Raw genomic sequence first — 12,804 nt, 5'->3', positions numbered from 1 at the left:
AGTTTTCAGAAAAACCGCAAATGATGGAGACAAGAACAATGAACCTATCTCGCCGAGCGGCCCCCTGGATGGTGTTGGCCGCAGCCCTGTTGCCCAGTCTGGGTCAGGCGGCCGAACTGGATGGCAGCACGCTGTCCGCGCTGTGGGGTGTGCCGTTTGCAGGCCTGTTGCTGTCGATTGCGCTCATGCCCTTGCTGGCCCCCATCTTCTGGCACCACCACTTTGGCAAAGTGGCTGCGGGCTGGGCGCTGGCCTTCTTGCTGCCGTTTGCCGTGGCCTTTGGCCCGGGCGCAGCGGGAGCCAGCTTTGTGCACGCGCTGGTGGCCGAATACATTCCCTTTGTGATCCTGCTCACGGCGCTGTTCACCGTGGCGGGGGGCATCTACATCCGGGGCAACCTGCACGGCAGCCCGGCGCTCAACACCGCCATCCTGGCCATTGGTGCGGTGCTGGCCAGCGTCATGGGCACCACGGGCGCGTCCATGCTCATGATCCGCCCGCTGATCCGCGCCAACGACAACCGCAAGCACACGGCGCATGTGGTGGTGTTCTTCATCTTCATCGTCTCCAACGCCGGGGGCTCGCTCACCCCGCTGGGCGACCCGCCGCTGTTCCTGGGCTTCTTGAAGGGCGTGGACTTCTTTTGGACCGTGGGCCACATCTTCCCCGAGACCCTGTTCCTCGTGGGCGCGCTGCTGGCCATTTTCTTTGCGATGGACTCCTGGTACTACCACCGGCGCGAAGAAGTGCTCAAGACCGATCCAACCCCTGATACCAAAGCCATCGGCTTTGACGGCAAGGCCAACTTTGCCCTGCTGGGCGTGGTGGTGGCGCTGGTGCTGATGAGCGGGCTGTGGAAGTCCCCCATATCGTTCACCCTGGCCGGGGCCGACGTGGGCCTGCCTGGCCTCGTGCGCGATGTGGGGCTGATCTTGGTCACTCTGGCCTCTTTGTATGTCACCCCCAAGCAGGTGCACGAGGACAACCAGTTCAGCTGGGGCCCCATGCAAGAGGTGGCCAAGCTGTTCGCGGGCATCTTCCTCACCATCATCCCCGTCATCGCCATGCTCAAGGCCGGTGTCAACGGCCCGTTTGGCGCCGTGGTGGCCGCCGTCACGCGGCCAGACGGCACGCCCGACCCAGCCATGTACTTCTGGGCCTCCGGCGCACTCAGCTCCTTCCTCGACAACGCGCCGACCTACCTCGTGTTTTTCAACACGGCGGGGGGCGACCCTGCCGTGCTGATGACCACCCTGGCCCCCACGCTGGCGGCCATCTCGGCGGGCTCGGTCTTCATGGGCGCCAACAGCTACATCGGCAACGCCCCCAACATGATGGTCAAGGCGATTGCCGAAGACCGGGGCGTGAAGATGCCCAGCTTCTTTGGCTACATGCTGTGGTCGGGCAGCATCCTGGTGCCGCTCTTTATCGTCATGACTTTCATCTGGTTTAGGTAATGCACATCCCCCTGAGCGGCTGTGCCGCTTCCCCCTTCTCTCATCGCTGCGCGATGGGAAGGGGGACGCCACCGGTGCTGCGGGGCGGCCCTTGCACGGTGGCCGCTGGCCTGGGCCGCGCCAGTTGCACCGCACTGCGGCTGTATCAAGACATTGGAGATTGAAGACTTATGAGCAAACCCCGCATCCTGGTCGCGCGTGCGATCTTCCCCGACATCGTGGACCGCCTGCGCGCGCATTTCGACGTTCAGGACAACCCAGATGACGTGATCTGGACGCAGCAAGAGCTGGCCGAGCGCCTGGCCGACAAGGACGGCGTGCTGACCACCGGCAGCCAGCGCGTGGATGCCGCGCTGCTGGCCGCCGCGCCGCGCCTCAAAATCTGCGCCAACATGGCCGTGGGCTACAACAACTTTGACGTGGACACCATGACCGCTGCGGGCGTGCAGGGCACCAACACGCCCGATGTGCTGACCGAAACCACGGCCGACTTTGGCTTTGCCTTGCTGATGGCCACGGCCCGCCGCATGACCGAGAGCGAGCATTACCTGCGCGCCGGGAAGTGGACGAAGTGGAGCTACGACATGTTCGCGGGCAGCGACATCCACGGCAGCACGTTGGGCATCATCGGCATGGGCCGCATCGGGCAGGGCATTGCCAAGCGCGGCGCGCACGGCTTTGGCATGAAGGTGGTCTACCACAACCGCTCGCGGCTGCCCGCCGAGCTGGAGGCCGAATGCAAGGCCACCTATGTGGGCAAGGAAGAGTTGCTGCGCACGGCCGACCATGTGGTGCTGGTGGTGCCGTACAGCGCGGCATCGCACCACACCATTGGCGCTGCCGAGCTGGCGCTGATGAAGCCCACGGCCACGCTCATCAACATTGCGCGCGGCGGCATTGTGGACGACGCGGCGCTGGCCGTTGCGCTGCGCGAAGGGCGCATTGCCGCAGCGGGGCTGGATGTGTTTGAGGGCGAGCCCAGCGTGCACCCCGACCTGCTCACCGTGCCCAACGTGGTGCTCACGCCCCACATCGCCAGCGCCACGGTGCCCACGCGCCGGGCCATGGCCAATCTGGCGGCAGACAACCTGATCGCCTTTTTAGGCGGGCGTGGCCCCCTCACGCCGGTGAACCAGCCCGTGCCCGGCCTGCGGGCGCAGTAACACCGCTTCTTCAAGCGAAATAGGCCGCTAGCGCTTTATTAATAAGCGCTAGCAGCTATCAAAATAATAGTAAACCTGCCTTGACTACCGATACCCTCGTTCTGCTGGCCGCACTGGCCCTGGTGTTCATCGCGCTCGCGCTGCTGGCGCTGCGCCGCCCCCGTGTGGATTTGCCGCCCGAATGGCTGGCCCGCCTGCAGACGCTGGAGCGCACCACCCAGGCCACCCAACTGGCCGTGGCCAAGAACGATGGGGCGCTGGACGGCATGGGCCAGCAGCTGCGCGGCTTCACGCAAACCACGCAGACCACGCTGGAGGGGCTGCGCCACGCGGTCGATGAGCGTTTGACGCAAGCGGTGGCCGAATCGCGCAACGGCCGTGCCGAACTGCTGGCCGCCTTTGGCGTGTTCGAGGCGCGGCTGGAGCAGCGCCTCATGGCCCTGGACTCGGCCACGCGCCTCACGCTCGATGCGCTCAAGGGCGACACCCAGTCGCAGCTGGGGGTGATGTCGCAGGCACTCAAAGACCAGCTCGAAGCCAACAGCTTTCAGATCAAGAACCAGTTTGCGGTGCTGCAAGACGCGGTGTCGCAGCAGCTCACCGGGCTGGTGCAGGGCAGCCAGCACAACGCCGAGCAACTGCGCACCGCGCTCAACGAGCGCCTGGCCGCCATCCAGGCCGACAACGCCACCAAGCTCGAAGAAATGCGCCGCACGGTGGACGAAAAGCTCCACGCCACGCTGGAGCAGCGCCTGGGCGAATCCTTCAAGCTGGTGAGCGACCGGCTCGAGCAAGTGCACAAGGGCCTGGGCGAGATGCAGACCCTGGCGGGCAGCGTGGGCGACTTGAAGCGTGTGATGACCAACGTGAAGTCGCGCGGCACCTGGGGCGAAATGCAGCTGGGCGCCATCATCGACAACGTGCTCACGCCCGAGCAGTTCGCGCGCAACGTCAAGACCGTGCCGGGCAGCGACGAGCTGGTGGAATTTGCCATCCGCCTGCCGGGCAAGAGCGATGAGCACCCGGTGTGGCTGCCCATCGACTCCAAGTACCCGGTCGAGCAATACCAGCGCCTGATGGACGCGCAGGACGCTGCCGACAAGGCCGCCACACTGTCGGCAGGCAATGCGTTTGAAACGTCGATTCGGCTCGAAGCCAAGAAGATCTTCGCCAAGTACGTCTCGCCCCCGCACACCACCGACTTTGCCGTGCTCTACCTGCCCACCGAGGGCCTGTTTGCTGAGGTGATGCGCCGCCCCGGCCTGGTCGAAGCGGTGCAGAACGAGTGCCGCGTGATGATCACCGGCCCGGCCAACCTGGCCGCCATGCTCAACAGCCTGCAAATGGGCTTCAAGACCCTGGCGATTGAAAAGCGCTCGTCCGAGGTGTGGAGCCTGCTGGGCGTGGTCAAGACCGAATTCGCCAAGTTTGGCGATGTGGTGGAGGCCACCAAAAAATCCATCGACGCCGCCGCCAAGAAGTTTGACGAGGTGGGCGTGCGCACCCGCGCCATCCAGCGCAAGCTGCGCGATGTGCAGGACCTGCCTGCGCCAGAGGGCGATGGCGCCTTGCCCGGCGGGGGCGATGGCGTCTTGCCTGGCGGGGGGAATGGCGCCTTGCCCGGCGCCAAGGCATCGCTGCTGGGCCTGGAGGACGACGCCCCATGAACATGGCGCTGGCCCGGCTGATTGCCGGGCAAATCTTTTTGCACGCCTGCATGACCGGCATGCGCATGGCCACGCCGCTGCTGGCACTGCGCGAGGGCTACAGCGCCGCCGCCGTGGGGGTGCTGCTGGCGCTGTTCGCGCTCACCCAGGTGTTTCTGGCGCTGCCCGCAGGGCGCTACGCTGACCGGCACGGCCTCAAGCGCCCCGTGGGCATTGCGGTGGCCATGGCCTGTGTGGGGGCCGGGGCGTCGCTGGTCTATCCGGTGTTTGCGGTGATGTGCTTTTCGGCCCTGCTCACGGGCGGGGCCACGGGCCTGGCCATCATTGCGCTGCAACGCCATGTGGGCCGCGCTGCGCACGACACCACCCAGCTGCGCCAGGTGTTCAGCTGGCTGGCCATCGGGCCTGCGGTGTCCAACTTCATCGGGCCGTTTTTTGCGGGGCTGATGATTGACCACGCAGGCAGCGCTGCGGGCAGCACCGAGGGCTACCGCGCCGCATTTGCGCTGCTGGCCCTGTTGCCGCTGGCCACCTGGTTCTGGGTGCGCCACACCGAAGAGCTGCCGCCCGTGATCGCCGCTGAGGGGGGGCCGCCCCGGGGCTCGTGGGATCTGCTCAACGAACCCGCCTTTCGCCGCCTCATCATCGTGAACTGGGTGCTTTCGTCGTGCTGGGACGTGCACACCTTCGTCGTGCCACTCATCGGGCACGAGCGGGGGCTGTCTGCCTCGGTCATCGGCTCCATCCTGGGCGCATTTGCCGTGGCTGCGGCCGTGGTGCGGCTGCTGCTGCCGCTGGTGGCCAAGCATGTGCGCGAGCATGCCGTGGTGGCCGGTGCCATGGTGATCACGGCGGTGTTGTTTGGGGTGTACCCGCTGCTGGCGTCGGCCCTGGCCATGGGTGTGTGCTCGGTGCTGCTGGGCTTCACCCTCGGGTCGGTGCAGCCCATGGTGATGAGCCTGCTGCACCAGATCACGCCCGAGCACCGCCATGGCGAGGCCCTGGGCCTGCGGCTCATGGCCATCAACGCCTCCAGCGTGCTCATGCCCATGCTGTTTGGCACGGCCGGGGCCGTCATCGGCGTAGCAGGCGTGTTCTGGGTGGTGGGCGCCACGGTGGGGGCCTGCGCGCGCACTGCCTGGCGCATGAACACCAACACCCATCCCGTGGCAGGTGACGCGCATGGTCGATAGTGGGCTGCACAACGGGTGGCTCGGCTGGCTCAGCCTGCTGGGAGGGCTGGGCACCGAGTGGGCCCTGGTCTGCGCGCTGGCCCTGGGGTTGGCGCTGCTGCTGGACTGGCGCTTTGGCGAGCCACCCTTGCCCCTGCACCCCGTGGTGTGGATGGGGCGCTACCTGGGTTGGGCCGGGCGCCGCGTTGCCCCGCTGACCACGGCAGACCCACCGCCCCATGTGCAAAAGCGCCGCTCCTTCTGGCTGGGCGCGCTGGCCTGGTGCGTGGGGGCGGGCGGGGCAGGGGCGCTGGCCTGGTGGCTGCAAAGCCACTTGCAGCAAGGCCCTTGGTGGCTGGCTGCGCCGGTGCTGGCCGTGCTGCTCAAGCCGCTGCTGGCGTGGCGCATGCTGCGCGATGAAGTCATGGCGGTAGAGCGCGCACTGGCCCGCTCGCTGCCCGAGGGGCGTGAGCAACTGGCCCGCCTGGTCAGCCGCGATGTGAGCCAGCTCACGCCCAGCGAGGTGCGCGAATCGGCCATCGAATCGCTGGCCGAAAACCTCAACGATTCGGTGGTGGCGCCGGTGTTCTGGTTTGTGCTGCTGGGCCTGCCGGGCGCGGCCATCTACCGCTTTGCCAACACGGCCGATGCCATGTGGGGCTACCCCGGCAGCCGGGGCGCCCGCTACTGGCAATGGGCGGGCAAGTGGGCCGCGCGGGCCGACGATGTGCTGTCGTGGCTGCCCGCGCGCATCACCGCGCTGCTGCTGGCTGCGCTGCACGGCGGCCTGCCCGCCCGTCTGCTGGCGCAAGAGGCCCGCAAAACCCCATCGCCCAACAGCGGCTGGCCCATGGCCGCCATGGCCCTGGCGCTGGGCGTGCGGCTGGCCAAGCCCGGCGTGTACACCTTGCACCCCGACGGGCACGAGCCCGGCCCGCTGGACACACACCGGGCAGCGGGTTATGCGAAAAAAGTGGTTCTAGCGCTTGTTCCCACAGCGGTAGCAGCTCTTTTTTTTATAGCAATTGCCGGGGGCTGACGCATGCAGCAACCCTTGCCAATCCCGCAGCCCCTGCCGGGCGACAACGCAGCCGATGGCTCCCACCGCCTGGTCGGCGTGCATGGCGGCCCCGATGCGCAGGGCGTGCCCGTGCACGACTTCTCGACCAACAGCAACGCCTGCGGCCCATGCCCTGAGGCGCTGGCTTGTGTGCAGCAGGCCGACCCCACCCGCTACCCCGACCCGGCCTACACCGCGCTGCGCGCCGCGCTGGCGGCGCTGCACGGCGTGGTACCTGGGCGCATCGTGGTGGCGGGCAGCGCGTCTGAATTCATTCACCGCATCACCACCTGGGCGCGGCTGCAATGCGCGGCGCAGGTGCTGCTGCCCCTGCACAGCTATGGCGACTATGCCCAGGCCGCCCAGGCCCATGGGCTGGCCGTGCGGCGGCGCGGGGCAGGGGATGTGGATGTGGATGTGGATGTGGATGGCGCTCATGATGCGTCCACTACCTTGCACTGGGCCTGCGAACCCGCCAGCCCGCTGGGCACGGTCGATGCCGCACTGGCCGCGTGGCATGCCGACCCGACACTGAAAACTCCCGGCAGCTTGCGCGTGCTGGACTGCGCCTACCGCCCTTTGGTGCTGGAGCCTGCAGACCCCGCCCCCGCACTCCCCGCATCGGCCTGGCAGCTGTGGTCACCCAACAAAGCCCTGGGCCTGACGGGCGTGCGCGCCGCCTACGCCGTGGCCCCAGCGGGGGGCGAGGGCACGGTGCTGGCGCTGCAAGCCCTGGCCTCGTCCTGGCCCGTGGGCGCGCACGGCGTGGCATTGCTTCACGCCTGGGCCACGCCCGCCGTGCAGCAATGGGTGGCAGCCTGCCTGCCCACCTTGCGCGAATGGAAGGTGCGCCAGCAGGCCCTGTGCTCTGCGCTGGGCTGGGCCGTGGTGCCGGGCAGTTTGGCCAACTACTTCTGCGCGCAACCGCACACGGCAACGTTGCAAAGCGACCTGGCGATGCTGCGTGCCAGCGGCATCAAGCTGCGCGACGCCACATCGTTCGGCCTGCCGGGCATGGTGCGCCTGGGGGTGTTGGCGCCCGCCGCGCAAGATGCGCTGCGGGCTGCATGGTTGGCCGTCTTGGGCCCTGCGGGCCGTACCATCCCGCATTCCATCGGTTCCAGGGAGACCTTGTGAGAACCATCACTGTCAATCGCTACGTCACGCCGCTGCGCGAAGGTGGCTCCATGCCCGCCATCGTCGAGGGCGATGACCTGGGCACCTACGTGCTCAAGTTTCGCGGCGCAGGGCAGGGCGTGCGCGCACTGCTGGCCGAGATGATCGCGGGCGGCATCGCCCGTGCGCTGGGCCTGCCCGTGCCAGAGATCGTGCTGGCCCAGCTCGACCCCGCCCTGGCACAGACCGAGCCCGACCCGGAGATCCAGGACCTGGTGCGCGCCAGCGGCGGCCTGAACGTGGGGCTGGACTACCTGTCGGGCGCGCTCAATTTCGACCCGGCGGTGGATGCGGTGTCGGATGACTTTGCCTCGCGCCTCGTGTGGTTCGACACGCTGGTCGGCAATGTGGACCGCACCGCGCGCAACACCAATCTGCTGATGTGGCACCGCCAGCCCTGGCTCATCGACCATGGCGCCGCGCTGACCTTTCACCATGCGTGGAACGGCACGGTAGCCCAGCCCGCCAAACCCTTTGCGCCCATTGCCGACCATGTGCTGCTGGCCCGGGCCACGCTGCTCGCGCAGGTGGATGCCGAGCTGGCTGCCCGCCTCACGCCTGCGGTGGTGGCAAGCATCCTGGCCGAGGTGCCCGACGAGTTCTTGTTGCTGGCCGGCGCCGACCATGAAGAAGGCTTGCTGATGGCTGCCGTCACCCATCGCCAGGCCTATGTGGACTATTTTTGCGCCCGCCTGGCCGAGCGCGCCACTTGGGTGAATGCATTGAAGGAGGCCATTGATGCACGCGCCTGAGGTGTATGACTACGCCATCGTGCGCGTGGTCCCCCGCGTGGAGCGCGAGGAATTTATCAACGCGGGCGTGATCCTGTCGTGCCAGCGCACCGGCTTTCTGCAGGCCGCCATTGCGCTCGATGAGGCCCGCCTGTTGGCCATGGACCCGCACGCCGACATCGACGCCGTGCGCCGCCACCTGTCCGCCATCGTGGCCATCTGTGCGGGCGACGAAGGCTGCGGCCCCATTGCCCGCCTGCCGTACCGCCAGCGCTTTCACTGGCTCACCGCCAAACGCAGCGCCATCATCCAGACCTCGCCCGTGCACACCGGCCGCTGCACGGATGCAGCGGCTGCACTCGACCACATCATGGACCGCATGGTCCACCCACTGCCTTGACTTCCACCACTTCTTCCAAACAGGCCCGCTGCGTGATGGTGCTGGGCACCACCAGCGGCGCGGGCAAAAGCTGGCTCACCACCGCGCTGTGCCGCTACTACAGCAACCTGGGCCTCAAGGTCGCGCCCTTCAAGGCGCAGAACATGAGCAACAACGCGCGCGTGGTGAGCAGCGCCACCGGGCAGGGGGGAACGGCCCCCTCGGGGGGCAGCGACCCAGCGCAGCGGCGGAGCGTGGGGGCAGAGATCGGCAGCGCGCAGTATTTCCAGGCCCTGGCCGCCCGCGCAGAGCCCGAGGTGCGCATGAACCCGCTGCTGCTCAAGCCCGAGGCCGACACCCACAGCCAGGTCGTGCTGATGGGGCAGGTCAGCGCCGAGCTCACGGCCTTGCCCTGGCGCGGCCGCAGCGCCCTGGTGTGGCCGCACATTGCGGCCGCGCTCGATGCGCTGCGGGCCGAGAACGATGTGGTCGTCATCGAAGGCGCAGGCTCGCCCGCCGAGATCAACCTGCACGCCAACGACATCGTCAACATGCGCGTGGCGCGGCATGTGGGAGCCGCCTGCCTGCTGGTGACCGACATTGACCGGGGCGGCGCCTTTGCCCACCTGTACGGCACCTGGGCGTTGCTGCCCGAGGACGAGCGCGCACTCATCCACGGCTTTGTGCTCAACAAGTTTCGCGGCGACGCCAGCCTGCTGGCCCCTGCCCCGCAAATGCTGCAAGACCTGACCGGCGTGCCCACCGTGGCCACCATCCCCATGAACTGGCGCCACGGCCTGCCCGAGGAAGACGGCGTGTTTGACGACCGCACCCTGGCTGCAGGCACGGTGCACACCACCGTGGCCGTGGTGGCCTACCCGCGCATCAGCAACCTAGACGAGTTCCAGCCCCTCAAAAACGTGCCCGGCGTGCGCTTGCTGTGGGCGCGCAGCCCCGCAGACCTGGGCGGCTTGAAGCCCACCGACTGGGTGGTGTTGCCCGGCTCCAAGGCCACGGCGGCCGATCTGGCCTGGCTGCGCACGCAGGGGCTGGACCAGGCCATTGCCCAGCATGCAGGGCAGGGCGGCACGGTGCTGGGCGTGTGCGGTGGCCTGCAGATGCTGGGCGAGGCGCTGATCGACACCGCAGGCATTGATGGCAATGCCCCCGGCTTGGGCCTGCTGCCCTTGGTCACCACCTTTGAGATCGCCAAAACCGTGCAGCGCACCCAGGCGCAATTTGGCGCTGTGCAGGGCCCCTGGTCTGCGCTGGCCGGGGTGGCTGTGCAGGGATACGAAATCCACCACGGCCAGACGGCCCAGCACCCTGCCATGGCCGCCAAGGGCGATGTGGCGCGCGAGGTGATTCCTGGCATGTGCTGGCAAAACGCGCAGGGCAACGTGCTGGGCCTGTACCTGCACGGCCTGCTGGAAGACCCCGCCGCCTTGCAAGCCCTGTTTGGCCGCGAGGGCGCAGCCCCCGTGCCCACGCTGGACGCCGTGTTTGATGGCCTGGCCGCCATGGCCCAGGCGCACTTTGCCCCGGGCTTCTTGCAAGGCCTCGTTGCGCAGCCCGACTGATCCCCGCATTCGTTGACATCCGTGCTTGCGTGGGGGCGCTGCCCAGCGCAGCATCGGCCCCTTGTTTTTGAACTGACAGCATTGCCGCACACCATGACGAGCTTCACCCTACCCACGATCTCCGACCTTCACGACACCGCCCTCACAGCCCGCCTGCAGCATGTGCTGGACCACAAGACCAAGCCACTGGGCTCACTGGGCCAGCTCGAAGCCCTGGCACTGCGCATCGGCCAGGTGCTGGGCACAGAGGCCCCCGTGCTGCAGCAGCCGCAAATGCTGGTGTGCGCGGGTGACCACGGCTTTGCGGCCAAAGGCGTCTCGGCCTTCCCCAGCGACGTGACCTGGCAGATGGTCGAGAATTTTCTGGCCGGTGGCGCAGCCGTGAGCGTGCTGGCCCGCCAGCACGGCCTGGGCCTCACCGTGGTGGACTGTGGCGTGGCCAAAGACATTGCTCCGCGTGAGTCTGCCCCCGGCCAGCCCCGCCTGCTGCTGCGCAAGGTGGCCCCCGGCACGCAAGACGCATCGGCGGGCCCCGCCATGACCGAAGCCCAGTGCCAACAGGCCCTGGAGAATGGGGCCGAGGTGGTGCGCAGCCTGCCCGGCAATGCGCTGCTGCTCGGTGAAATGGGCATTGGCAACACCTCGGTCGCGTCGCTGCTGCTGGCACGCCTGGGTGGCTTGCCGTTGGCCGATTGCGTGGGCGCAGGCACAGGGCTGGATGCTGCCGGCATCGAGCGCAAGCGCGCCGTGCTGCAGCAGGCGCTGGAGGTGAACGCCGCCGCCACCACGCCCCTGGCCGCTTTGGCCGCGCTGGGCGGCTTTGAAGTGGCCACGTTGACAGGCGCCGTGCTGCAGGCCGCCGCCGAGCGCCGTGTGATCGTGGTCGATGGCTTTATCACCAGCGCGGCGGTGCTGGTGGCCAGCCGCATCGCGCCAGCGGTGCTGCAGCGCTGCGTGTTTGCCCACCGTTCGGGCGAGCGCGGCCACAGCTTGATGCTGGCGCAAATGCAGGCCGAGCCCTTGCTGGAGCTGGGCCTGCGCCTGGGCGAGGGATCAGGTGCCGCCCTGGCCTGGCCCCTGCTGCAATCGGCCTGCGCGGTGCTTCGCGAGATGGCGAGCTTTGAATCGGCCGGGGTGGATGGGCAGGTGAAGTGAGTGGAGTGGGGTGCTGGGTTTTGATGATTTTGGCCTGTGGCGCTTATCCAATAAGCGCTAGCAGCTATTGAAATGATAGTAAAAGAGAAGATTGGCAAGGCGGTTGGGCGCAGCCAGGGCGGTGCGTGCCGCCCGCTGTGCCGCGCCGATGCTGTGTGGGGCGGGCCATGAACATTCGCCGTTGTGCCGCAATCGCTTTGGCCGCGTGGATCGGCGCAGTCGGCGTGCCGTGGGGCGCGGGCGCATGGCTGAGCCAGCCCGCCGCCCGGGCCATTGGCGCAGCCCCCGCAGACTTTGCGGCGCAGGCGGTGCGCATCCCCATCCCCGCGTCTGCGGGCCAGTTTGTGGCGGGGTGGTTCAAGCCCGGGCAGCCCCATGGGGGCGCTGTGCTGCTGCTGCACGGTGTGCGCGCAGACCGCACCCAGATGCTGGCGCGGGCGCGGTTTCTGGCCGCTGCGGGCTACGCCACGCTGCTGATTGACTTGCCCGCCCATGGCGAGAGCAGTGGCGACCACATCACCTTTGGCGCCCGCGAGGGCGAGGGGGTGAAAGCCGCGCTGGCGTTTTTGCGAACTCAGGTGCCGGGTGAGCGGGTTGCGGTCATCGGGGCATCGCTGGGGGCGGCCTCCACCGTGCTCGCGCTGCCCCAGCCAGAGCCGGATGCGCTGGTGCTGGAGTCGATGTTTCCTACTATTGACGATGCGGTAGGCAACCGGCTGGTGGGCACGCTGGGGCCTGCGGGGCGTTACCTTGCCCCGTTGCTGCTGTGGCAATTGCCGTTGCGCCTGGGTGTGCACACCGCGGATCTGCGCCCTGTGGAGCGGCTGGCGCAATGGCATGCGCCCGTGCTCATCGCTTCGGGCTCCGAAGACCGCCACACGCCCTGGCCTGAGACCGAACGCCTGTTTGCTGCCGCGCAGGCGCCCAAGGCGCTGTGGAAGGTGGAGGGCGCTGCGCATGTGGATTTGCATGCCTTTGCGCCCGCGCAGTACCAGCAGCGGGTGCTGGCATTTTTGGCCGTGCACTTGCGTGGGGCACCGCCTGGGCCCTGAGCAGGGGCCGCCGTAGCGCTTCCTTTGAACAGGCGCTTATCCGGATTCGCTTTCTTTTCATCACAACCTAAACCGTTCGGGCGGAGCCCTTCGACATCCTCAGGACAGGCCTGTCGAAGCCTTGTGCGGCGCTTCGACAGGCTCAGCCCGAACGGTTTTCTATTTTTTGAACGCATTGCGCGCCATGAGGCCGCTCTCGCAGGCTTGTTGGC

Annotated in this window: 11 protein-coding genes; all 11 read left to right on the top strand. The window is 67.8% G+C overall.

Annotated elements, in window-relative coordinates; genetic code table 11:
- Window positions 1–38: 38 nt before the first annotated feature.
- The 11 genes from CLU88_RS05970 to CLU88_RS05920 all read left to right on the top strand — a co-directional run bounded on the left by CLU88_RS05970 (window position 39) and on the right by CLU88_RS05920 (window position 12,592).
- Window positions 39–1,457: a sodium:proton antiporter gene (locus CLU88_RS05970; protein WP_369827603.1), complete on the top strand. Its 1,419-nt coding sequence runs from the start codon at window positions 39–41 to the stop codon at window positions 1,455–1,457.
- 170 nt (window positions 1,458–1,627) lie between these two features.
- Window positions 1,628–2,620 (top strand): D-glycerate dehydrogenase, encoded by a 993-nt coding sequence (locus CLU88_RS05965; protein WP_099655803.1) that lies wholly within the window; start codon window positions 1,628–1,630, stop codon window positions 2,618–2,620.
- Between the two features lie 80 nt (window positions 2,621–2,700).
- The gene (rmuC, locus tag CLU88_RS05960) at window positions 2,701–4,287 is read left to right on the top strand and encodes a DNA recombination protein RmuC (protein WP_099655802.1); all 1,587 of its coding nucleotides are present in this window, start codon (window positions 2,701–2,703) and stop codon (window positions 4,285–4,287) included.
- Entirely contained in the window at window positions 4,284–5,480 is a 1,197-nt protein-coding gene (locus CLU88_RS05955; protein ID WP_099655801.1) for an MFS transporter, read from the top strand. Before rmuC ends, CLU88_RS05955 begins: the two co-directional genes overlap by 4 nt.
- A complete protein-coding gene (gene cbiB, locus CLU88_RS05950) occupies window positions 5,470–6,498 on the top strand; it encodes an adenosylcobinamide-phosphate synthase CbiB (RefSeq protein ID WP_099655800.1) in 1,029 nt (342 codons plus the stop codon). The genes CLU88_RS05955 and cbiB overlap by 11 nt, the downstream gene beginning before the upstream one ends.
- A 3-nt stretch (window positions 6,499–6,501) precedes the next feature.
- Window positions 6,502–7,656, top strand: a complete 1,155-nt coding sequence (locus tag CLU88_RS05945; RefSeq protein ID WP_099655799.1) for an aminotransferase class I/II-fold pyridoxal phosphate-dependent enzyme — start codon at window positions 6,502–6,504, stop codon at window positions 7,654–7,656.
- Window positions 7,653–8,447, top strand: a complete 795-nt coding sequence (locus CLU88_RS05940) for a HipA family kinase (protein WP_099655798.1) — start codon at window positions 7,653–7,655, stop codon at window positions 8,445–8,447. Before CLU88_RS05945 ends, CLU88_RS05940 begins: the two co-directional genes overlap by 4 nt.
- A complete protein-coding gene (locus CLU88_RS05935; RefSeq protein WP_099655797.1) occupies window positions 8,434–8,826 on the top strand; it encodes a DUF3037 domain-containing protein in 393 nt (130 codons plus the stop codon). Before CLU88_RS05940 ends, CLU88_RS05935 begins: the two co-directional genes overlap by 14 nt.
- 35 nt (window positions 8,827–8,861) lie before the next feature.
- Complete coding sequence (locus tag CLU88_RS05930; protein ID WP_099655796.1) at window positions 8,862–10,385, top strand: cobyric acid synthase; 1,524 nt, start codon at window positions 8,862–8,864, stop codon at window positions 10,383–10,385.
- Window positions 10,386–10,478: 93 nt separating this feature from the next.
- Window positions 10,479–11,540: a nicotinate-nucleotide--dimethylbenzimidazole phosphoribosyltransferase gene (gene cobT / locus CLU88_RS05925; RefSeq protein ID WP_099655795.1), complete on the top strand. Its 1,062-nt coding sequence runs from the start codon at window positions 10,479–10,481 to the stop codon at window positions 11,538–11,540.
- Window positions 11,541–11,707: 167 nt separating this feature from the next.
- Complete coding sequence (locus CLU88_RS05920; protein WP_099655794.1) at window positions 11,708–12,592, top strand: alpha/beta hydrolase; 885 nt, start codon at window positions 11,708–11,710, stop codon at window positions 12,590–12,592.
- Window positions 12,593–12,804 lie beyond the last annotated feature (212 nt).

This window comes from Acidovorax sp. 56 (genome assembly GCF_002749705.1).
In the GTDB taxonomy this organism is placed as follows: domain Bacteria; phylum Pseudomonadota; class Gammaproteobacteria; order Burkholderiales; family Burkholderiaceae_C; genus Acidovorax.
The sequence above is the reverse complement of the archived record's forward strand: the minus strand, read 5'-3'. Positions and strand labels throughout refer to the sequence as shown.

Coding starts and splice junctions, on each gene's coding strand:
- CLU88_RS05955 (WP_099655801.1), top strand. CDS start 4,284: ATGAACATGGCGCTGGCCCGGCTGATTGCCGGGCAAATCTTTTTGCAC.
- CLU88_RS05945 (WP_099655799.1), top strand. CDS start 6,502: ATGCAGCAACCCTTGCCAATCCCGCAGCCCCTGCCGGGCGACAACGCA.
- cbiB (WP_099655800.1), top strand. CDS start 5,470: ATGGTCGATAGTGGGCTGCACAACGGGTGGCTCGGCTGGCTCAGCCTG.
- CLU88_RS05920 (WP_099655794.1), top strand. CDS start 11,708: ATGAACATTCGCCGTTGTGCCGCAATCGCTTTGGCCGCGTGGATCGGC.
- cobT (WP_099655795.1), top strand. CDS start 10,479: ATGACGAGCTTCACCCTACCCACGATCTCCGACCTTCACGACACCGCC.
- CLU88_RS05970 (WP_369827603.1), top strand. CDS start 39: ATGAACCTATCTCGCCGAGCGGCCCCCTGGATGGTGTTGGCCGCAGCC.
- CLU88_RS05930 (WP_099655796.1), top strand. CDS start 8,862: ATGGTGCTGGGCACCACCAGCGGCGCGGGCAAAAGCTGGCTCACCACC.
- CLU88_RS05965 (WP_099655803.1), top strand. CDS start 1,628: ATGAGCAAACCCCGCATCCTGGTCGCGCGTGCGATCTTCCCCGACATC.
- CLU88_RS05935 (WP_099655797.1), top strand. CDS start 8,434: ATGCACGCGCCTGAGGTGTATGACTACGCCATCGTGCGCGTGGTCCCC.